Origin of the sequence: Devosia ureilytica (assembly GCF_024273195.1) — a bacterium.
Taxonomy (GTDB): Bacteria; Pseudomonadota; Alphaproteobacteria; order Rhizobiales; family Devosiaceae; genus Devosia; species Devosia ureilytica.
The window spans coordinates 549,174-569,394 of the sequence record NZ_JAMZCU010000001.1 but is presented as its reverse complement, the minus strand read 5'-3'; the positions used below and the strand labels follow the sequence as shown (position 1 = coordinate 569,394).

At 62.2% G+C, this 20,221-nt stretch carries 18 protein-coding genes; 14 read left to right on the top strand and 4 right to left on the bottom strand.

Annotated features, from left to right (window positions below; all coding sequences use genetic code 11):
• Positions 1-903 (bottom strand): LysR substrate-binding domain-containing protein, encoded by a 903-nt coding sequence (locus NIM87_RS02740; protein WP_254673086.1) that lies wholly within the window; start codon positions 901-903, stop codon positions 1-3.
• Positions 904-1,006: 103 nt separating this feature from the next.
• On the opposite strand from NIM87_RS02740, the gene NIM87_RS02735 reads away from it, so the two are divergent.
• The 7 genes from NIM87_RS02735 (at position 1,007) to NIM87_RS02705 (ending at position 7,968) form a co-directional block, all read left to right on the top strand.
• Positions 1,007-2,020 carry a hydroxyacid dehydrogenase gene (locus NIM87_RS02735; RefSeq protein ID WP_254673085.1) on the top strand — a complete coding sequence of 338 codons (1,014 nt, stop codon included), beginning with the start codon at positions 1,007-1,009 and terminating at the stop codon, positions 2,018-2,020.
• The gene (locus NIM87_RS02730) at positions 2,017-2,691 is read left to right on the top strand and encodes an RraA family protein (RefSeq protein ID WP_254673084.1); all 675 of its coding nucleotides are present in this window, start codon (positions 2,017-2,019) and stop codon (positions 2,689-2,691) included. Before NIM87_RS02735 ends, NIM87_RS02730 begins: the two co-directional genes overlap by 4 nt.
• Before the next feature lie 96 nt (positions 2,692-2,787).
• A complete protein-coding gene (locus tag NIM87_RS02725) occupies positions 2,788-3,738 on the top strand; it encodes a tripartite tricarboxylate transporter substrate binding protein (protein ID WP_254673083.1) in 951 nt (316 codons plus the stop codon).
• Positions 3,738-4,199, top strand: a complete 462-nt coding sequence (locus tag NIM87_RS02720; RefSeq protein WP_254673082.1) for a tripartite tricarboxylate transporter TctB family protein — start codon at positions 3,738-3,740, stop codon at positions 4,197-4,199. The genes NIM87_RS02725 and NIM87_RS02720 overlap by 1 nt, the downstream gene beginning before the upstream one ends.
• Positions 4,200-4,253: 54 nt before the next feature.
• Entirely contained in the window at positions 4,254-5,762 is a 1,509-nt protein-coding gene (locus tag NIM87_RS02715) for a tripartite tricarboxylate transporter permease (protein ID WP_254673081.1), read from the top strand.
• A 235-nt stretch (positions 5,763-5,997) separates the two neighbouring features.
• The gene (locus tag NIM87_RS02710) at positions 5,998-6,726 is read left to right on the top strand and encodes an MBL fold metallo-hydrolase (RefSeq protein ID WP_254673080.1); all 729 of its coding nucleotides are present in this window, start codon (positions 5,998-6,000) and stop codon (positions 6,724-6,726) included.
• Positions 6,727-6,732: 6 nt separating this feature from the next.
• Positions 6,733-7,968, top strand: coding sequence for an MFS transporter (locus NIM87_RS02705; protein ID WP_254673079.1), 1,236 nt, complete (start codon positions 6,733-6,735; stop codon positions 7,966-7,968).
• Between the two features lie 111 nt (positions 7,969-8,079).
• On the opposite strand, the gene NIM87_RS02700 is transcribed toward NIM87_RS02705, so the two are convergent.
• Both NIM87_RS02700 and NIM87_RS02695 read right to left on the bottom strand, forming a co-directional pair.
• Positions 8,080-9,567, bottom strand: coding sequence for a pyridoxal phosphate-dependent decarboxylase family protein (locus tag NIM87_RS02700; RefSeq protein WP_254673078.1), 1,488 nt, complete (start codon positions 9,565-9,567; stop codon positions 8,080-8,082).
• Positions 9,567-10,652, bottom strand: coding sequence for a PLP-dependent cysteine synthase family protein (locus tag NIM87_RS02695; RefSeq protein WP_254673077.1), 1,086 nt, complete (start codon positions 10,650-10,652; stop codon positions 9,567-9,569). Before NIM87_RS02695 ends, NIM87_RS02700 begins: the two co-directional genes overlap by 1 nt.
• 104 nt (positions 10,653-10,756) lie before the next feature.
• Between NIM87_RS02695 and NIM87_RS02690 the strand changes: the two genes are divergently transcribed.
• Positions 10,757-12,724: a BTAD domain-containing putative transcriptional regulator gene (locus NIM87_RS02690; protein ID WP_254673076.1), complete on the top strand. Its 1,968-nt coding sequence runs from the start codon at positions 10,757-10,759 to the stop codon at positions 12,722-12,724.
• Positions 12,725-12,841: 117 nt separating this feature from the next.
• Here the strand turns inward: NIM87_RS02690 and NIM87_RS02685 are convergent, their stop codons facing one another.
• Entirely contained in the window at positions 12,842-13,756 is a 915-nt protein-coding gene (locus NIM87_RS02685; protein ID WP_254673075.1) for a LysR family transcriptional regulator, read from the bottom strand.
• Positions 13,757-13,874: 118 nt separating this feature from the next.
• On the opposite strand from NIM87_RS02685, the gene atzF reads away from it, so the two are divergent.
• From atzF to NIM87_RS02655, 6 genes are read left to right on the top strand one after another with little or no spacing between them, the layout of a single operon-like run.
• Entirely contained in the window at positions 13,875-15,746 is a 1,872-nt protein-coding gene (gene atzF / locus NIM87_RS02680; protein ID WP_254673074.1) for an allophanate hydrolase, read from the top strand.
• Positions 15,743-16,705: an ABC transporter substrate-binding protein gene (locus NIM87_RS02675; RefSeq protein WP_254673073.1), complete on the top strand. Its 963-nt coding sequence runs from the start codon at positions 15,743-15,745 to the stop codon at positions 16,703-16,705. The genes atzF and NIM87_RS02675 overlap by 4 nt, the downstream gene beginning before the upstream one ends.
• A gap of 3 nt (positions 16,706-16,708) precedes the next feature.
• A complete protein-coding gene (locus NIM87_RS02670) occupies positions 16,709-17,560 on the top strand; it encodes an ABC transporter permease (protein WP_254673072.1) in 852 nt (283 codons plus the stop codon).
• Positions 17,553-18,329 carry an ABC transporter ATP-binding protein gene (locus tag NIM87_RS02665; RefSeq protein WP_254673071.1) on the top strand — a complete coding sequence of 259 codons (777 nt, stop codon included), beginning with the start codon at positions 17,553-17,555 and terminating at the stop codon, positions 18,327-18,329. The genes NIM87_RS02670 and NIM87_RS02665 overlap by 8 nt, the downstream gene beginning before the upstream one ends.
• Before the next feature lie 47 nt (positions 18,330-18,376).
• A complete protein-coding gene (locus NIM87_RS02660) occupies positions 18,377-19,189 on the top strand; it encodes an alpha/beta hydrolase (RefSeq protein ID WP_254673070.1) in 813 nt (270 codons plus the stop codon).
• Between the two features lie 35 nt (positions 19,190-19,224).
• Positions 19,225-20,214, top strand: coding sequence for an asparaginase (locus NIM87_RS02655; RefSeq protein ID WP_269467853.1), 990 nt, complete (start codon positions 19,225-19,227; stop codon positions 20,212-20,214).
• The last annotated feature ends 7 nt before the right edge of the window (positions 20,215-20,221 follow it).

Here is a 20,221-nt window from a genome sequence, read left to right as displayed (position 1 = left end):
TCACTCCGCCCCGCCGGCCTCAAGACCAGTCCATCCGAATGGACCGCTGGCTGACACCAATTGCCGATGAAGCTCGTCGATCAGCACTGCCTTGGCGCCGGATCGCGACTCGATAAGGCCGATTTGTCGAAAGACCTGCGGATTGCCGAAGGGCGCTGTGACCAGCGGCACGCTGCTTTCAGCAACCGCAATCTGCGGCACGACTGATACGCCCAGCCCATTGATGACACAGGCCGTGATCGAGGAGACCGTGTCCATCTCGGCGACCTCGTTGAGCATCACATTCATCCTGGCCAATTCGCGGTCGATCATATGGGCCAGAGGCACATTGCTGCGGAACCGCACGAAGGGAAATTTCGCCAGCAAGTCAGAGGCCGACCCCGGCGCGGTGCCGGGTGGGGCGATTACCAGCAGGGGTTCGCGCAGAAATGGTCGCCAACGCAAGGTGGATGGAAATTCATTGATCTCGGCCACCATCGCTGCATCGAGCCGACCCACCACCACATCGGACATCAACGACTCGGACATGGAAACGCGCAACTTGGTGCGCACTTGCGGATAAAGTGCGCTCAGGCGCGTGATGGCATTGGGCAGAAGGCCAAGTGCGCTGGTGCGTACCGACCCCAGGGACAAGGTGCCGCTGATGCTTGTCCCGTTGATCGCATCCACTGCTGTGTCTGTGAGGCGGAGCACTTCCTCGGCAAGGCTGACCATCTGCATGCCCGCCGGCGTGAGGCTGGGCGGGCGGCTGGAACGATCAAAAAGAGACGCTCCGACTTCCGCCTCAAGTGACTGTATTTGTTGACTAACCGCTGATGGGGTCAGGTTGACCAGCTCGGCCGCTCTGGCAAAGCTGCCGGTGCGGGCAATGGCCGTCAGGGACTTGAGTTGCCTTGTATCCACATTAAGTTTTCCTAATTTTCTACAAAAGAATTACCCGCTTTGAATTAGATCGTCTATTGATATGTTTCCTCCCAGACCGGCGAAAGGCCGGCTAGGAGGATTTATGGGCAAGACTATCCTGATCACCGGACCGAGCCTGGCCCCGGCGGCGGTGGCGGTGTTGAGCGAGGCGGGCTATGAGCCGGTCTATCTCCCGCCCTACGCAGACGCGGCTGTGCTCATGTCCCATGTGGTCGAGCACCGGCCGGTCGCGATCATCTCCCGTATGGGTCGCATTGAAGCCTCGATCTTCGAGGTCGCGCCGCAACTCAGGATTGTCTCCAAGCATGGCGTGGGCGTCGACAATATCGACATCGACGCAGCAAGTGCCCATGACGTTCCGGTCATCGTCGCCTCCGGGGCCAATGCCGTTTCGGTTGCCGAGCATGCCATGGCCTTGCTGTTCGCCGTGGCCAAACGCGTGGTGCCACTCGACCGGAGCTTGCGGGAAGGGCGCTGGGAGAAACCTAACTTCAAGGGTCGCGAATTGTCGGGATCGACTATGGGTTTGGTTGCCTTTGGTGCCATTGCCCAACATACGGCCCGCCTTGCCAAGGCCTTCGACATGTCCATTATCGCCTACGATCCATTCGCTGCCGACGAGACATTTACGCGATGCGGCGTGCAGCGGGCGTCCTCGCTGGAGGACCTGCTGCGGCAGTGCGACGTCATCAGTCTCCATTGCCCAATGACGGAGCAGACCCGCGGTCTCATCAATCACGAAACGCTGTCCCTGATGCGGGAAGATGCAATCCTCATCAACACTGCGCGGGGCGGGCTCATCGATGAGCCGGCCTTGGTTAAAGCGCTCGATGCCGGTCAAATCGCCGGCGCGGGCCTCGATACCTTTGCCACGGAGCCGCCTGCGGCAGACCATCCGTTCTTTGCCAGCGACCGAGTGGTTCTTACGCCGCATATCGGTGGTGTGACTGCTGCAGCCAATGTCCGTGTCGGCGTCGAGGCTGCGCAGGGCATCGTCGACTATCTCGCCGGCCGCCCGCTGGCTGCCAGTCGCATTGTCAATCGCGCCCAGTTGTCAAAGCTCGCCCAACCCCAATTTGCAGGAGAACTGCATTGATCCCCGGATTCCGAGTTCTCAAGCGCGAACGTCGTGTCTCAGCAGACCTGATCGAGCAGTTTCGTGTCCTGCCCGTGGCTAATGTCAGTGACAGTATGCATCGCATGACCGCTGCTGGTCCGCGTCTCACGATGATGCATCGGGATGGACAAATGGCCGGCCCGGCCCTGACCGTGAAGACGCGTCCAGGCGACAATCTCATGCTTCACAAGGCCATCGATATGGCGGAGGCGGGCGACGTCATAGTCGTTGATGCGGGCGGCGATCTTACCAACTCGCTGATGGGCGAGTTGATGCTGGCCTATGCAGTCCGGCGCGGCGTAGCCGGGTTTGTCATATACGGCGCCATTCGCGACGCCGATGCCTTCCTCAAGGTGAATCTGCCGGTCTTTGCTGCCGGGGTGACCCACCGTGGCCCCTACAAGGATGGCCCAGGTGAGATCAACGTCCCCATCGCTCTTGAAGGCATGGTCATTCATCCGGGCGATCTGGTGATCGGCGACCGCGACGGCGTACTCGGGGTGCCGATGGATGCAGCACAAGCGGTGCTCGCGAAGACCCTGTCCAAGCAGGACGCTGAGGTCCGCCAAATGGCGGCCATCGAAAACGGAACAAACGACCGCTCTTGGGTCGATGAAAGCCTCAAGCGCCTCGGCTGCTCCATGCCGTAGGCGGCCGCTTCGCGCGGAGCCCAGTGATCCGGGGTCAAACGGGTTTTGAAATGGGCCGCAATGCGAGAAACTCGCCGGCCTCAAGGGAGAGAGACTATGAAGAAGATCCTTGCGACATCAGCTCTGGCACTGTTGGCTGCAACAGGCAGTGCACAGGCCGAGTGGCCTACCGACCGTCCGATCGAACTGATCGTGGCCTTTGCTCCGGGTGGTGGCACGGACATCATGCTGCGCACCCTCGCGCCGTATCTGAAAGAAATACTCGGGGCGGAGATTCCCGTCCTCAACCGTCCCGGCGCGTCGGGCGAAATCGCCTACACCGCGCTGGCGCAGTCCAATCCCGACGGCTACACGCTCTCATCGCTCAACACGCCCGGTTTCCTGACGATGCGGATCGGCCGCGAGCTCGGATTTGACCCGGCAGCAATCTGCCCGATTGCCCGCATCGTTGAAGACCCGGGCGCGCTGATCGTACAGGCGAATTCGCCTTACCAGACCATGGAAGAGCTGGTGGCCTACGCCAAGGAAAATCCCGGTGCAGTCTCCATGGGAACCACGGGTGTGGGCACCGACGAGCATCTGGCGATGCTGCAGCTCGAAGAATCCGCAGGCATAGACCTCACCGCCATTCCCTTCGCCGGGGCCAATGAGGCAAAAACCGCGCTGCTTGGCGGGCACGTCACGGCAATCGGCCTCAATGTGGGAGAATACAGCACGGCCGACCAGAATGCGCTCAAGGCCATAGGTCAGTTCGCCGAGGAACGTTCAGTATTGGCGCCAGATCTGCCGACCGCCAAAGAGCAGGGCTTTGACGTGATCCAAAGTTCGGAGCGCGGCCTTGCCACGCGCTGCGATGTGCCAGAGGAGATCCGTGCCAAGCTTTCGGATGCGGTGGATCAAGCCTTGGCCGATCCGGCCTTCCTCGAACAGGCCGGGCAGATGGCTCTGCCGTTGTCTTACCTTTCGGGCGCCGAATGGGTCGAACAGATGCCGGGTCGTCTTGAGCGCTATACCGAGATCTTTTCGCTGATTGAGGCTGGACGCTAATGTCTGGATCCAAGAGCAGCGCCCGGGGCGACCGTCCTGACCTGCTGACGGCGGCGATCTTCGTTGGCGTCGGTGCGCTCGGCCTGTGGGCCGGGCGCACCCTGGACTTCGGATCGCTGGCATCGATGGGCGCCGGCTTCGTGCCGACAATTATCTGCTGGCTTTTGATCGTCGTTGGACTGTGGGTCGGTTTCCTCGGACTGCGCCGTGCCTATGCGCCAATCGAACCTGCCAAGTTGCGACCGATCCTTGTCATCACGGCATCCATTATCGGATTTGCGTTTGTTGCTGCCTGGCTTGGATTCGTTGCAGCAAGCCTCTTTCTCATTGTGACCAGCAGCATTGCTGACCATGAGGTTCGGATGTTCGAGACTTTGCTGCTGGCTGTCGGCCTGAGCATTTTCGGCGCCCTGGTCTTCGTCGTCGGTCTGGGCGTCCAGATCAAGCTTTTGCCGTTCTAGACCCTTTTCGACTTTTTTCTTGCTGGCCGCCCTCGGGCGCGCGGGAGTGTCACCATGGAATTCCTGGATCTTCTAGCCCTCGGCTTCGGTGCCGCCCTTACCCCCGAAAACCTGGCTTTCTGTCTGCTCGGCGCGCTGCTTGGTACTTTGATCGGCGTTCTTCCGGGCATCGGGCCGACGACGACAATTGCTGTCCTGCTGCCAGTGACGTTCTTTCTGCCGCCATTGGCCGGGATCATCATGCTCGCTGGCATTTACTACGGCGCCCAATATGGTGGCTCGACCACTGCGATCCTGGTCAATCTGCCCGGCGAGGCCTCGACCGTGGTTACGGCTATCGACGGCTACAAGATGGCACAGAAGGGCCGCGCCGGCGCAGCCCTTGCTGTCGCGGCGTTGGGATCATTTTTTGCCGGCACCGTTGCAACCTTCGGCCTGGCGATTGCCGGTCCGACCCTGTCCGGTTTCGCGCTGTCTTTCGGTCCCGCCGAATACGTTTCCTTGATGATCTTCGGCCTGCTGGCCGCCACAATCCTCGCCCGGGGCCCCGTTCTCAAGGCAATTGGCATGATCCTGATCGGCCTCCTGCTTGGGACAGTGGGCACGGATTTGAGCACCGGAGCGTCCCGAATGACGTTCGGCGCCATCGAACTGTTTGACGGCATCGACTTCATTGTCATCGCAATTGGTCTTTTCGGCTTCTCGGAAATTATCGAGAACCTGGAAAAGACCGGCGCCAGCGGGGTCAAAGTCGCCAAGATCACCCGGCTCTGGCCGACACGGGAAGATTTCAAGCGCGCCTGGCCGGCCGTCCTTCGCGGCACCGGCGTCGGCACTTTCCTCGGCATTCTCCCGGGCGGTGGAGCTACGTTGGCTTCGTTCAGCGCTTACTCTCTTGAGAAACGTGTCTCGAAGCGCCCAGCCGAATTCGGTGAGGGTGCTGTGGAAGGCGTCGCTGGGCCGGAGGCTGCCAACAACGCTGGCGCCCAATCGTCGTTCATTCCGCTGCTGACATTGGGCATCCCGTCCAACAATATGATGGCGATGATGCTCAGCGCCTTCGTGATTCACGGGCTGACACCCGGGCCGCAGATACTGCAGTCACAGCCGCAGATATTCTGGGGCCTGGTGGCCAGCATGTGGATCGGCAATGCCATGCTTCTCGTGATCAACCTGCCGCTGATCGGTCTGTGGGTTCGGCTGCTGACGATCCCGTACAGACTGCTCTATCCGGCGATCCTGCTGTTCTGCTGCGTCGGCGTCTACAGCCTTAACAATCGCATCTTTGACGTGGCTTTGGCCGCCGGTTTCGGCCTCGTCGGCTACCTCTTCCGCAAGGCCAAGTGCGAACCTGGCCCTCTACTCCTCGGCTTCGTCCTCGGCCCCCTGCTCGAAACCAACCTGCGCAGGACCTTGCTCATCTCGCAGGGCGACGCCAGCGTGTTCGTCGAAAGGCCGATCAGCCTGACGCTGCTCGTTGCCACCGCACTTCTGCTGCTCATGATGATCGTGCCCAATTTCCGCAAGAATCGCGAAGAGGCGTTCAAAGGTGAAGAAGCCTGACATCTGAGGAATACTTCATCAGGTGGGCGGTCATTGGCCGCCCATTATCTTGAAGTCTGCCGGGGCGAGGGGGCTCGGTGGAGGATCGGGCTTTCAGGTGTTTGGCTGTCTGGGCGAACAGCTCAGAACCGGCGCGCTGGCGCGCGACGCTTGACACGACCAGGTGCGGTCATTATCACATTCAATGAAAATATTGAATGTATGGCTTTGGCCATGGTCAAAGAAGGTCCCAGCAATGATTGTTCGTCAGTTCCTGCACACCGATCCAGTCGGTGCCTCCTATCTTCTCGGCTGCGGCGGCAAGGCCTCCGGCGCTGTCATCGACCCCATCGGTCCGATCGCGCCCTATCTGGAGGCTGCCGAGCAGACCGGCATGAAGATCCTTTATGTCATTGACACCCATGTACATGCTGACCACATCTCGACAGGCCGTGAACTGGCCGAGGCGTCGGGCGGCAAATATGTGCTGCATGAAAGTGCCGATGTGACCTTCGACTATCACGGCGTCGCCGATGGCGACGTGCTCGAATTGGGCAATGTCACGCTTGGTGTCATGCATACGCCCGGTCACACGCCCGAACACATCTCCCTGCTTGTCACTGACCGGACGCGCACCAAAGAACCCTGGTTCGTCGTCACCGGCCACACCTTGATGGTCGGCGATCTTGGTCGCACAGAATTGGCCAGCAGCGCCGAGGAAGGTGCACGCGCTCTCTTTGCCAGCGCCCAGCGGCTCAAGTCCCTCCCTGATCATCTCGAAGTGTTGCCGGGTGCCTTTTCCGGCTCGGTCTGTGGGCGCAAGCTGTCCGGCAAGCCCTCTTCGACGATCGGCTTCGAGCGTCGTTTCAATTCCGCCTTTGCCATTGACAACGAGGCCGATTTCATTGCCGCAATGGTCGCTGATATTCCGCCGCCCCCGCCCGGTGCCGCACAGACCCGTGCCCTCAACGCCGGCCGCAGCTAAAGCACAATGACAGCCATCACGCACCAGTTCGGCATTGCCGAAAATCGCCACCAGTTTGTCCACCAGCTCGTCCAGGTGCTTCTGGTCGGCTTTGCCATCGGCATGACCCGAACAGTTGTTCCAGCGCTGGCCGAAAGCGAATTCGGCCTCGAGCGTGGCTCCTTCGTGCTGCTGTCGGCCTTCGTCATCGCCTTCGGGGTGGTCAAGGGCGTTCTTAACTTTGTTGCCGGCCGACTATCCGAGCGGATCGGGCGCAAGAGGGTTCTGGTGCTAGGCTGGCTGGTGGCGCTGCCCATTCCGGTAATGATCGCACTTGCCCCCAATTGGAACTGGATCGTCGCCGCGACCGTGCTGCTCGGCGTCAATCAGGGCCTCTGCTGGTCCATGGCACAAACCTCCAAGCTCGACCTCACGCGGGCCAACCAGCGGGGTGTCGTCATTGGGCTCAACGAGTTTGCCGGCTATGTGGGCGTGGCCCTCGCCGGGATCATTACCGGCTATGCCGCGACCATTATGGGACCGCGAGAGGGTCTGCTGAGCTTCGGTCTGATCGTTATCGGACTGGGTCTTTTCCTCTCGGCGTTCTTTGTCCGCGACACTCTTCCCTGGGCGCATGCTGAAGCCAAGGCCACCGCCGCGACCGCACCCCTCTCGACCTGGGAGGTCTTCGCATTGATGTCCTGGCGGGACCGCAGGCTTGCCGCCATTTCGCAGGCTGGACTCGTTGAAAAATTCGTCGATGCTCTGGTGTGGGTCATTTACCCGGTCTTTTTGTTCTCGCGTGGCCTCAGCCTCCCGGAAATCGGCTGGGTCGTGGGCATGTACGGCATGGTCTGGGGTGGCTCGCAACTCGTCACCGGGCCATTGTCAGACAAGATCGGCCGCCATTGGCTCAATGTTTTGGGCATGTGGGTCTGTGGCGGTGGCGTGGCCATGATGGTCGTTGGAGACGGTATTGTCTGGTGGTCATTCTCGGCGGCTGTCTCTGGCCTGGGGATGGCGATGCTCTATCCCAACCTTTCAGCGGCCGTGGCCGATATCGCCTCGCCGACCTGGCGCGGATCGGCCATTGGCATTTACCGCTTCTGGCGCGATCTCGGCTACGCAATCGGCGCCCTTGGTTTTGCCCTGGCCGCAAACCTCTCCGGCCAGATTGAGGCCGCGTTCTGGTTTGTCGCCATTGCCATGCTCATTTCAGGAGCCGTGTTGCTGGTCTGGGGCGAAGAAACCCGCCCGCACTGAGCGTTCTATTGATGCCGGCCGGCGGTTGGGAACGTGTCACGTTGTCAAGCGGCCGAACGAAGGCTCGACATCGCTCCGCACCAAACGTGCTTCGTCAACAATCACCGGCGGTCAAGATTTAGGCGCCGTTGGAGATTCAGTGACGAGCAAGGTCGAGCGCAGGCGCACCAATTCGCGCACGAGCAGGTCGAGGTCGGACCTTCGCGTGCGATGATTGGTGATAGCCACGCGCAGGCAATGTCGGCCCTTGACGGTTGTGTCGGAAAGGACGGCGATGCCCTCTTCCTGCAGCCGCAGCATGGCTTCGATGTTTACCCGCTTGGCCGCTTCAGAATCGTTTCCGGCTATTTTGATTGCGAAGCAGACAATGTTGATTGTGGTCGGCGCCACGCGTTCCAGGCCCGGCTCGGCGTCGATCAGGCCGCTCAAATAAAGTGCCTGGTCAATGTTCTGGTCAATCAGACGGCCGAATTTTTCGATGCCGTGTTCTTTGATCGCCATCCACACCTTGAGGGCGCGGAAGGCCTTTGTGGTCTGCAAGCCATATTCATGCAGCCAGGGTGCGGCGGCCAGGCCGCGCGGCGACGCTTCGAGATATTCCGGGGTGACGGCAAAGGTCTTGTGCTGTGCCTGAGGGTCTCGCACCAGGGCGCAACCGACCTCGAAAGGGGCATGCAGCCATTTGTGCGGGTCCAGGGCGACCGAGTCAGCCCGTTCGATGCCGGCGACTAGATTGCGGTTACGCGGAGCGATGGCGACGAGGGCGCCAATACACCCATCGACGTGGAACCAGAGGCCTTCCTCGGCGGCCAGGTTGGCCAGCGCCTCAAGATCATCGATGGCGCCCGAGTTGACGGTCCCGGCCGTGCCGATAATGCAGGCCGGGTTAAGTCCCGCGGCTCGGTCTTCGGCAATCGCCCGGCGCAGCGCCTCTATGTCAATGGCCATTGCATCATTGCTGGGAATGCGCCGCAACGCCTGGTTCCCAAGCCCCAGAGCCTCCATCGCCTTGCGGTGGCACGAGTGGGCCTGGTCAGATGCGTAATAGCGCATTGGTCGGGGCAGGGCGGCTACGCCAAGTTCTCGAATATCGGCACCGGCCTTGACGTTCCGCGCCACGGTCAGCCCGATGAAGTTGGCCATGGAGCCACCGCTTTCGAGCGATCCGGTGGCACTGGCCGGAAACCCGAGCATCTGTTTGCACCAGCCCACGACCTGCTGGTCCATCAGGGCGGCGGCGTGATTGCCGCCACCGAGATTGGACCCCTGCACCGCGGCGATAAAATCGCCGAGCGCGCCCGTCAGGTTCGACGACCCCATGTACCAGGACCAGAAGCGGGGATGGATATTGCCCATGGGGTAGGGCATCAGGCTGTCCAGCACCGCCTGATAGACTTCGGCCAGGTCCGTTGGCTCAGATGGCAGAGGTTCCGTGAAGGTTTCACGGACACTGTGCGGCATGTCCGTCCACGGCGCCCGATCCCGCACATCCCGCAGATAGGCGACCGCGTCGCCCACAATGCGGTGTGAGATGGCCTCAGCGGTTGCCCAGTCGTCGGGATCGAGCGTTTCCTCCGGGCCGTGAACCTGGCCGTGCATCACACGGTCTCGAGCTGATAGCCCGGCGTAGAGAGCGAGAGTGCAACCTCCTCCGCACTCATTTCTGCTTCGATTGACTCGAACAGTGGAGTGGACAGGTAGCGCTCTCCCGTGTCGGGCAAGATGCATAGGATGACTGAGCCGGGTTCGGCGCGTTCGGCAACCTGGTGCGCCACGCCGAAGCTGGCCCCACCGGAAATGCCGGTCAGGATACCTTCCTTTTGGGCCAGCTTCTGGGCCCATGCGATGGCGTCGGGACCCGCGATGGGAATGAGTTCATCATAGCCCTTGGTATCGACAGCTTCCTGCAGCACCAATGGGATGAAATCGGGCGTCCAGCCCTGGATGGGGTGCGGCGTGAATGCGGGGTGGCTCGCGGCAGGCGCGCCGCCGGCCCCGCGCACCTGCTGCTCGCCACTCGCCAACAATTGCGCATTTGCCGGCTCGCTGAGCACGATCCGGGTATCGGGACGTTCACGGCGGAGCACACGCGCTATGCCGGTCACGGTGCCGCCAGTCCCATAGCCGGAGACAACGTAGTCGAGCCTTGAGCCTGCGAAGTCATTGATGATCTCGCGTGCCGTGGTGGCCTCGTGAATATCGGCATTGGCCTCGGTTTCAAATTGCCGCGCGAGGAACCAGCCATTGGCCTCAGCCAGCTCGACGGCCTTGTTGTACATGCCGAGGCCTTTCTGGGCCCGCGGTGTGAGCACCACGCGCGCGCCGAGCATCCGCATCAGGCGGCGTCGTTCGATAGAGAAGCTGTCGGCCATGGTCACGACCAGGGGATAGCCCTTCTGGGCACACACTATCGCCAGACCGATACCGGTATTGCCGCTGGTGGCTTCCACAATGGTCTGGCCAGGCTTGAGTGCGCCACTGCGCTCCGCTGCTTCGATAATATTGAGGGCGAGCCGGTCCTTCACCGACGCGCCCGGATTGAAGAACTCTGCCTTCACGTAAAGTGTTACGCCAGGAACGGCGAGATTGTTGACGCGGATTGCGGGCGTATCCCCCACGGTCTCAAGCACACTGTCGAACAGCTTGCCACGACCTTTAGTGGTCCTGATTTTTGGATCATTCATGGTGCGATTCTCCTCGCGGTACTCCGGTAAAGACCCCGGCTGCATGTCTCAGCATTCAATGTTAGACTGTTGCTCGCTCGGCGAACATGGGAGGAAGCGTGGAAATGTCCGTGGAATCCACCATGCTGGATCCTGCTGAACAGTTTTCGGGCCTCGCCATGGCTATGCTCGGACCACTGGCATTGTCACGGGGCGGCGAACCCATTGCCTTGCCGCACTCGCGCAAGACCCGCGCCCTTTTGGCCTATCTGGTACTCAGCCCCCATCCGGTCAGCCGCGACCATCTGTGCGAACTACTCTGGGACGTGCCGAACGATCCGCGCGGCGAGCTGCGTTGGTGCCTTAGCAAGCTCAGGGGCCTGCTCGATGAGCACGGGCTGCGTCGCGTGCAGACCGAGGACGATCGCGTCTGGCTGGACCTGACAGCGTGCCAGGTTGATCTGGCGGTGCTGAAATCGGGTGCCCCGGACGTCCTGCAACATGCCGAGGATCTGTGGACAGGGGAGTTTCTGGAGGGCCTGCACATTGATCATGGTCCGCGGTTTCAAGCCTGGCTGACCGCGCAGCGCTGGCATTGGCGATCGGCCTATATCGATCTCATCGAGCGCATTATTTCCGATCCATCGACCGATGCCGCACGGCGGCGTTGCCTGATCGAACGGTGGGTGACGCTCTCTCCCTTCGATGAGCGGGCTCATGTGCTCCTGCTGACCGAACTGAGGCAATCTGGTGCCGCCGATGCCGCTGCCGCCCACCTGCGCGCCACCATGGACCTGTTTCGGAGCGAAGACCTCGATCTCCAGACGCTGCGGAACTGGCGTGCTTCACACGCTATGTCATCGCCGGCCCGGCCTGCCCAAGAGCCCGTACGCGCTGAGGTGCCGTCTGCCCATGAGAGGGCAGCCCTGGCGGTCATGCCCTTTGTGGAAACGGCCGGCCCCAGCTTTGGTGGTGGCCTGGGGGCAGGGCTCACGCAGGACATTATCACCAGGCTGGCCCGGCTGCGCAGCCTTTCGGTGATCGCCCGAGGCTCCGTCTACGCCCTTTCGGAAGCCGGTTTGGGGGATATGGATGCCGCCCGCAAACTCGGCGTCGCCTACATGGCGGGAGGGACGGTCAACGTGCGTGGCGGGCGCCTCAAGGTGGAGGTCGAACTGGTGGATGTGCGCTCAGGACGCATCGTCTGGAGCGACGTGTTCGAGCGAGCGGCGCTGGCTGCGTTCGACATGCTAGAGGACATCGGCGACCAGATCGTGTCGTCCATCGCCAGCGAAATCGAGACGGTCGAGCGAAACCTTGCCATTCTCAAGCCGCCGAACTCGTTGACGGCATGGGAGGCCTATCACCGCGGGCTCTGGCACATGTATCGCTTTACCAAGGCGGAGAACGAGACGGCGCGCCAGTTTTTCCAACAGTCCGTGACGCTTGACCCGACATATGCCCGGGCCCATGCCGGGCTGTCCTTTACACATTGGCAAAGCGGCTTCCAGCACTGGGGTGACCGCGAGGAGCAACGGGAATTCGCCTATGCAGCAGCGAGCGAAGCCGTGCTGGCTGATGATCATGACCCAGCAGCCCACTGGGCCATGGGGCGCGCGCTCTGGATGCGTGGCCAGGACGATCGGTCCGTGGTGGAACTGGAGCAGGCCATCGCGCTGAGCCCGAACTTTGCGCTCGGTCACTACGCCCTGTCTTTCGTCGGCTCGCAATCTGGTGACCCGCTGGGGGCCATCGTTGCGGCCGATCATGCACGACGCCTGAGCCCCTTTGATCCATTGCTCTTCGGCATGTTGGGGACGCGCGCTATTGCCCATGTGCGGCTGGGTCAGTTCGCAGAGGCCGCTGAATGGGCGGCCAGGGCCGCTGCCAGACCCAATGCCCATTACGCCATCCACGCCATTTTGGCCTATTGCCTGGCGCTGGCCGGACAAATCGACCCGGCACGTGTCGCCATGGCCGGCATTCACGCCGGCCTGCCGGCCTACGGTGTTAACGACTTCCTCCAGACCTTCCGCTTCGCGCCCGAAGCAGAGGCTGAATTTCGGCGCGCTGCCAAGTTGATTGCCGGCTAGGTTCTCGGGAAACGTTCTGGTCGCCAGCGGCCGCCGACTGTAATTCGGCGGTGAGCCAACAATGCAAGACCCCATCATCAAAGCGGCCGTTCCTGCACGCCCCCCTTTTCGACAGGCTTAGTCAGGTCGCTCGCCGCCGCCGTAACGCGTGTGCAGGCTGCCTGCGATCTGATCGACAAACTTTGAAGCAGCCACGGAAAGTGATCGGCCTCGCAGCTGGCCAAGCACCAGTTGGGTCATTGGCAAGTCCCGGTGGTCGATCTCGCGCGCCACCAAGTTGCCGCTTGCTTGCGGGATGCCGGCCCGTATCTGGAAGGAAATGACCTGCTCCCCCCCGGCATAGCTGCGCAGAACCTCGAAGGAGTCCGACTCAACCACGGTATTGACGGGCAGGGCGGCGCGGACAATGGCACCTTGAAGCAGGTGACGGATGGCCAGCGAAGGACCAGGCATGGCGATCGGGTATTCAAGAACTTCCCGCAATCGAAGGGTGCGCGCCGCCGCCAGGGGGTGGTCCTTGCTCATGAGAGCGCAGAGCGGCTGGTGGATGACCAGCAGCGGCTGAAACTCTGGTGCCGGCGGCGGGGCGATGACCAACGCGACGTCGGCCTCGAAGGCGGCAACCGCCTCCACCGCATGGATGTGGTCGCGCACCAGGACCGAAAATGAGACCAGCGCGTGCTGGGCGCGGTAGACAGCGATTTCGTAGGGGATGAGATCGTGGGCGAAAGCCTGGCTGGTCGCGATGGTCACATGGCCGCGGCGAACCCCTGAGAGATCAGCGATCTGCGAGCGCAATCGCTCGAAATCGGAGAGCTGCGCCCGTATGTGGCGCAGCACCAGTTCTCCTGCCGCGTTGAGCCGCATTCCCTGCGGCATGCGCTCGAAGACTGGCGTGCCCAATTCAGCCTCAAAATCCTGAATTCGGCGGGTCAGTGCCGATGGCGTGATCGACAGGCGTTCGGCGCTTCTGCGGATCGAGCCGCTGCCGGCCACATCGTCAATGCACTGCAGTGTCTTGAGGTGCTTCATCTGGTTCGGCCCTATGCCTTGCGTTGACCATATTGCAACACGGCAGTCAAAAACTAGCAATAGACGGCAACGCGCGCTCCGCTACGGTAGGTGCAATACACCGACAGGAACTGCCGCCTTGACCAGTCTTGCAACAACATCATCTGCTCTGTTTTCTGAAATCTGCGAGCAGGTTGCAGCTTATCGCGCCGGTCGCGATGCTTTTCGCGATCTGGACGCCACCCTTGACGCAATAGAGACCGATGGGCGTCCGGTTTGGATATCCGTCATGCCTCGCGACCAGGCCCATGCACTGCTGGCGGCGGCCAAGGCGCGGCTCGATGCGGGTGAGGACTTGCCACTCTTCGGCATCCCGTTCGGCGTCAAGGACAATATCGATGTTGCGGGTCTGGAGACCACAGGTGGCTGCCCCCAGTTTGCCTTTAAGCCCCAGGCCTCTGCATTCGCGGTCGACCGGCTGATCAAGGCCGGGGCGATCCCCGTGGGCAAGACCAATCTCGACCAGTTCGCGACCGGGTTGAATGGCACGCGGTCGCCCTATGGCATTCCGTCCTGTGCCTTCGACGCAAACTATATCTCCGGGGGCTCCAGTTCAGGTTCGGCGGTGGCGGTTGCCAAGGGGTTGGTTCCCTTTGCTCTGGGTACCGATACCGCCGGATCGGGCCGGGTGCCGGCCGGCTTCAACAATATTGTGGGCATGAAGCCGAGCAAGGGCCTGATCAGCACGCGTGGCGTTCTGCCTGCGTGCCGCACACTGGACTGTGTGTCGATCCTGGCTTGCACGACGCAAGATGCCCTTACAGTTCTACGCGCTGTGTCCATCCCGGACGACAAGGACGCCTATTCGCGTGCCAACGATGACGCCGCCGTTGCCAAAAGCCTGAACGCCTTCCGTTTTGGTGTAATAACCCCAACCGTCGTGGCGCGCTGCGCGCCGGGTGTGACCAAGCGCTACGCCGCAGCCGTTTCCAGTCTCCAGGCTTTGGGAGGCAGCCCAGTCGAGATCGACTACGCGCCGTTTGAGGCGGCCGCCTCACTGCTCTATGCCGGCCCCTGGGTGGCCGAGCGCTACGCTGCCATTAGCGATTTTGCAGAGAGTCAGCCCGAGAGCATTCATCCGGTCGTGCGGGAAATAGTGACATCGGGCACCCAATACTCAGCCGTAGATGCCTTCACTGCGCAATACAGCTTGGCGGACCATGCGCTGAAGATACGCACTGCGCTGAACAATATCGATTTTCTTCTGGTTCCTACGGCGCCCGAACACCCGACGATCGAGGACATGCTGGCCGATCCGGTGGCCCTCAACTCAAAACTGGGTCTGTTCACCAACTTCGTGAACCTGATGGATATGGCAGCAATCTCCGTTCCTTTCGGTTGGGGCGATGGCGGGCTGCCTGTCGGCGTTACCCTGATTGGTCCGCAGTTCAGCGATGGTATGCTTGCTCACATCGGGGACCGCCTCCATCGCACGGATCCGGGGGCAAGGCTCGGTGCCGGCTCGACCCCACTCGCGCAGACCAATGCTGTCGTCGCAGCGGCCAGCGAGATGGAAAGCGTTCGTCTCGCTGTGGTCGGCGCGCATCTGCAGGGCCAGCCCCTAAACAGGCAGCTGACGGACCGCGGCGCGAGCTTGGTCCTGACCACGCGCACGTCAGCCGGCTACAGCCTCTATTCACTGCCAAATTCGAGCCCAGCCAAGCCAGGCCTGTCGCGTGATGGTGGGCCTGGAGGCATAGAGATCGAGCTGTGGGACGTGCCGGTGCGGGAATTCGGAAGCTTCGTTGCCGCCATTCCTGCCCCGCTCGGCATCGGCTCGGTGGAGACCGAGGACGGCACCGTCGTCAAGGGTTTCATCTGTGAACACCATGCCCTTGCCGACGCCGAGAACATCACCGCATTCGGAGGCTGGCGGCGCTATCTCGCCGCCCGCTCGGCCAATCAGAACACCCCCGCAATCGCCATTGCCGCTCAGGAGACCAGGCCATGATGAATAGACGCAAATTTCTCGCAACCACCGCCGCTGGTGCCGCTGCCGCCGCCCTTATGCCCATGCCGTTTGTGCGGGCGCAGTCGGAGACGGTGATCAAGATGGGTGCGCTTAAGCTCATCCATTCCATCGCTCCACACTTCTACGACCAGTTTACGCCGGCCGGCTACAAGGTCGAGGTCATTCCCTTTGAAAGCCCGACGGAAGGCAAGAATGCCGTCGTCACCAAGTCGGTCGATTTCGGCATGTTCGGCATTGCGGCGGCAACACTGGGCGCGGCAGCAGGCGAACCGATCGTCGTCATAGGCGGCGCCTGCAACAAGGGCATGGGTGTGGTGGCCGGCAAGGACAGCCCCATTGCGAGCATTGCTGATCTCAAGGGCATGCGGGTTGCGATCTGGCCCGGCTCGACCCAGGAGGTGTTCATCCTCGAGCGCCTGCGCATGGAAGGTCTCTCGATTGCCGACATCACGCCGGTGCGTATCTCGTTCAGCGAAATGCACCTGGCGTTGGCCCGCGGAGATGTCGATGCCTATGTCGGGGCCGAGCCGGCGCCTGGTATCAGCTTGGCGACCGGGGTCGGCAAGATCGTCGAATATCCCTATGGCACCGCTATGGGTGCGCTCAACATGATCTTCGGGGCGCACCGCGACACCCTCAGCGAGCGGCCGGAACTGGTGGAAGTCATCCTCGACATTCACCGCCAGGCTTCTGAATATGCCATGGCCAACCCCGAGGCGATGGTGGCGATGGCCGTGGCGAAGCTGGGCCAGGACCGGGCCGCAATTGAGCTTTCTGCTCCCAATGTGGAACTGACCTGGAAATTCGGAGAAACCGAACTGACCCAGTCAAGGACCTATGCCGAACACATGGTCGAACTCAACCAGATCCAGGCTCTGCCGGATTTTGAGACCCTGTTCGACACCAGCTTTGTCCAATCCCTCGAACAGAAGGTCTAGGCCATGACCATCGCGGCCGACCGGACCCAGACCCCGCCAGCCGCAACCGTCCCTCGGAGGCATTTCGCCTTCGAGGCCGGGCGGCTAAAACAACCCGCCCTGGCCCTAATTCTACCGGCCCTGCTGCTCACGTGGTGGCATTTTGCGACGTCCGGCCAAGTCTACAGCTTGATCCCGCCTCCAGCACAGGTTGGCTTGGCCTTCTATGACCTGGCTGTTGGCGGCATCCGCAACGACTTCTTCAGCGGCACACTGGCGACCCACGTGGTCGCCTCGGTGACGCGTGTCTATAGCGGCTTTTTCCTAGCTGTCATCGTTGCCCTGCCGTTAGCACTGATGATTGGCCGCATCCCGGCTGTTCGGCAGATGTTTGACCCGCTGTTGCAGATTCTTCGGCCCATTCCGGTGACCGCATGGCTGCCGCTGGCCATGATCATCTTCGGCATCGGCCCGACCTCGGCGATTTTTCTGGTATTTCTGGGTGCCTTCTACCCGATCCTGATCAACACCGTTTTCGGGGTGCGCTCGGTGGAGCCGCGCCTGTTTGAAGCGGCCAGCATGCTGGGCTGCTCTCCCTCGGCGCAGTTCGCCCGAGTTGTCCTGCCCGCCGCGCTTCCGGCGATATTCACCGGCCTGAGGCTTGGTCTTGGCTTTTCCTGGATGGTTATCGTCATCGGCGAAATGACGGGCGTGCCGACCGGCTTGGGCGCCATCATCATGGAAGCCCGCCAGCTCTCGCGCACAGAAGTCGTCATCTGCGGCATGATTGCCATCGGCGTTGCCGGCTTCATCTCCGACCGCATCATCCTCCTGATCGGTCGCAAGCTCTTGTCCTGGAGCCCCAACCATGTCTGACGCCCCCACCATTCTGTCCCTGCGCAATGTCGGCAAGACATTTGAAGTGCAGGGCCGCCGTATCGAGGCCCTGCACGACGCCAGTCTCGATGTGAAACGCGGCGAATTCGTCTGTCTGCTCGGTGCCTCAGGTTGCGGCAAATCCACCCTGTTGCGCATCGTCGCCGGGTTCGAGACCGCAACCACGGGCGAGGCGCTGATGTGGAACCGACCCATTGAGGGGCCCGACCCCAGCCGCGGCATGGTGTTTCAGGATTACGGCCTGTTCCCCTGGCTGACGGTGCGCGACAATATCGGCTTCGGGCCCGCGTCGCGTCGCCGCCCGGCCCGGGAGATTCAGGAGACGACGGACCACTACATCGATTTGGTCGGCCTGGGCCGCTTTGCCGATGTTTATCCGCACCAGCTCTCGGGCGGCATGAAGCAGCGTGTTGCCATTGCCCGGGTGCTCGCCAACGAGGCAGAAATGGTGCTGATGGATGAGCCGTTCGGTGCGCTCGACGCCATGACGCGCGAGCGCCTGCAGGATGAGTTGCTGGGCCTTTGGGAACGCACGAAACTCACCGTGCTTTTCGTGACGCACTCCATCGAGGAGGCCGTGGTACTCTCCAACCGGGTGATCGTCATGAGCGCCGGGCCGGGCCGGATTGACAGCGACCTCACCGTCGATCTGCCTCGCCCACGCGATGTGTCCGGCACCGACTTCAACGACCTGCGGCGGTCGCTTTCGAGCAAGCTGCATAGTCACCATGGCAAGGTGGCGGCGTGATTCTGGACGGCTTGGATGCGCCGGCGCCAAAGGCGGTATGGCGGGGCATGGACCGCCCCACACTCGACGCCGCCTATAACAACAGCGGGGCGGTTGCGGCCAGCGCTGGGTATCTGGCTGACTGGACCATGCGCAGCGCCAAGTTGCGGGCGCAGGATGGGCATAGTCTCGATTTGCCCTATGGCCCACGCGAGCGGAACCGGATGGACATCTTCCGCAGCGGTGCGGCCGATGCGCCAATCCTTGTTTTCGTCCATGGCGGATACTGGCAGCGCAATTCCAAGGATGTTTTCTCCTGCATGGCCGAAGGCGCGTTGGCGGCGGGCATCGATGTGGCGGTGCCGGGCTATACGCTGGCGCCGGCCGCGAGCCTGGGCCAGATCATGGACGAAATCGCTGCGGCTCTTGCCTGGCTGCGCCAGGAAGGACCAGCCATGAGCGTTGCGGCTGGACGATTGATCATATCGGGGTGGTCGGCCGGCGGGCAGCTGGCGGCAAGTGCCATGGCGCTGCCCCAGGTCGATGCGGGACTGGCCATTTCGGGCATATTCGATCTGGAACCGATCCGGCTGGGCGAGCTCAACGACAAATTGGGCCTGACCGGTGCTGATGTGCAGCATTTGAGCCCTATCCACACCATCCCGCCCTCGTCGGGACCCCTGGTGATGGCCTATGGCACCGCTGAATTGCCGGAATTGCGGCGCCAGTCGATCGAGTACGAACAGGCCTGGCGGGCGGCGGGCCGCGACGGCGAAATCCTGCCGCTCGCACAGGAAGATCACTTCTCCATCCTCGAACAGCTGGCCCGGCCAGGTGGTGTCCTGTGCGAACAGGTGGTCGAGCTGGCCGGCCGGGCCTGAGAGAGGCACAGGCACTTGAAACGGAATACAGAGCTTTGACAATTGTCAGTTTGCCGCGCGTCCATGTGATTGTTCTGGGCGGCACCATAACCATGATGCCTGAGCCGCACGGCGGGATCGTCCCGGTGCTGGACGGTGCCCGATTGATCGCCGCGGTCCCGCGACTGGCCGAGATTGCCGCCATCACCGTGGAGACACCGTTTCTGGTGCCGGGCGCGTCGCTGAGCTTTGCCCAACTGCGCCATGTGTCCCGATGCGTAGCGGCCGGCATCGCCTCGGGCGCACAAGGTGTGGTGGTGGTCCAGGGCACCGACACGATTGATGAAACCGCTTTTCTGCTGGGCTTGGCTCATGCTGAAGACGCACCGCTGGTGGTCACGGGGGCTATGCGCGGCGCCGCAGCGGCGGGTGCTGACGGCCCGGCAAACCTGCTCGCTGCCATCAGCGTTGCTGCCGCAGAGACTGCTCGGGGGTTGGGTGCCCTGGTGGTGCTCAACGACGAAATCCACGCCGCTGCGCTGGTGGAAAAATCGCACAAAAGCCTGCCATCGGCCTTCACCAGCCCTTCGGCGGGGCCACTGGGCGCGGTGATCGAAGATCGCGTGCGCATCCTGCTCCGGCCGCAGCATCCCCAACCCCTCGGCGCCATGCCGGAACTGGCGCGGGTGGCCATGCTCAAGCCGGGCTTGGGCGATGACGGCGAACTCATCAAGGCGGCTGCCGCGCTTGGCTATGCCGGCCTCGTCATCGAGGGCATGGGCGCCGGGCATGTGCCGGCAGCGCTGTTGGCCGCCTTGGAGGCGCTGCCCGCGTCCCTGCCCATCGTGCTTGCGTCACGCGTGCCGGCTGGTCCGGTTTTTGAGAAGACCTATGGCTTTGCCGGCTCCGAGCGCGACCTGATTGCCCGCGGGCTCATTCCCGCGGGCGTGCTGAGTGCCCCCAAGGCGCGGCTGCTGCTCGCCTTCCTTGTGGCGCAGGGGCGCGACCACCTCGCTATCGCCGAATTTTTTAGCCGCTATGCCTGAGAACAAG

Coding starts and splice junctions, on each gene's coding strand:
- NIM87_RS02715 (WP_254673081.1), top strand. CDS start 4,254: ATGGAATTCCTGGATCTTCTAGCCCTCGGCTTCGGTGCCGCCCTTACC.
- NIM87_RS02710 (WP_254673080.1), top strand. CDS start 5,998: ATGATTGTTCGTCAGTTCCTGCACACCGATCCAGTCGGTGCCTCCTAT.
- NIM87_RS02670 (WP_254673072.1), top strand. CDS start 16,709: ATGACCATCGCGGCCGACCGGACCCAGACCCCGCCAGCCGCAACCGTC.
- NIM87_RS02685 (WP_254673075.1), bottom strand. CDS start 13,756: ATGAAGCACCTCAAGACACTGCAGTGCATTGACGATGTGGCCGGCAGC.
- NIM87_RS02720 (WP_254673082.1), top strand. CDS start 3,738: ATGTCTGGATCCAAGAGCAGCGCCCGGGGCGACCGTCCTGACCTGCTG.
- NIM87_RS02660 (WP_254673070.1), top strand. CDS start 18,377: ATGGACCGCCCCACACTCGACGCCGCCTATAACAACAGCGGGGCGGTT.
- NIM87_RS02665 (WP_254673071.1), top strand. CDS start 17,553: ATGTCTGACGCCCCCACCATTCTGTCCCTGCGCAATGTCGGCAAGACA.
- NIM87_RS02700 (WP_254673078.1), bottom strand. CDS start 9,567: ATGCACGGCCAGGTTCACGGCCCGGAGGAAACGCTCGATCCCGACGAC.
- NIM87_RS02705 (WP_254673079.1), top strand. CDS start 6,733: ATGACAGCCATCACGCACCAGTTCGGCATTGCCGAAAATCGCCACCAG.
- NIM87_RS02725 (WP_254673083.1), top strand. CDS start 2,788: ATGAAGAAGATCCTTGCGACATCAGCTCTGGCACTGTTGGCTGCAACA.
- NIM87_RS02690 (WP_254673076.1), top strand. CDS start 10,757: ATGTCCGTGGAATCCACCATGCTGGATCCTGCTGAACAGTTTTCGGGC.
- NIM87_RS02735 (WP_254673085.1), top strand. CDS start 1,007: ATGGGCAAGACTATCCTGATCACCGGACCGAGCCTGGCCCCGGCGGCG.
- NIM87_RS02675 (WP_254673073.1), top strand. CDS start 15,743: ATGATGAATAGACGCAAATTTCTCGCAACCACCGCCGCTGGTGCCGCT.
- NIM87_RS02695 (WP_254673077.1), bottom strand. CDS start 10,652: ATGAATGATCCAAAAATCAGGACCACTAAAGGTCGTGGCAAGCTGTTC.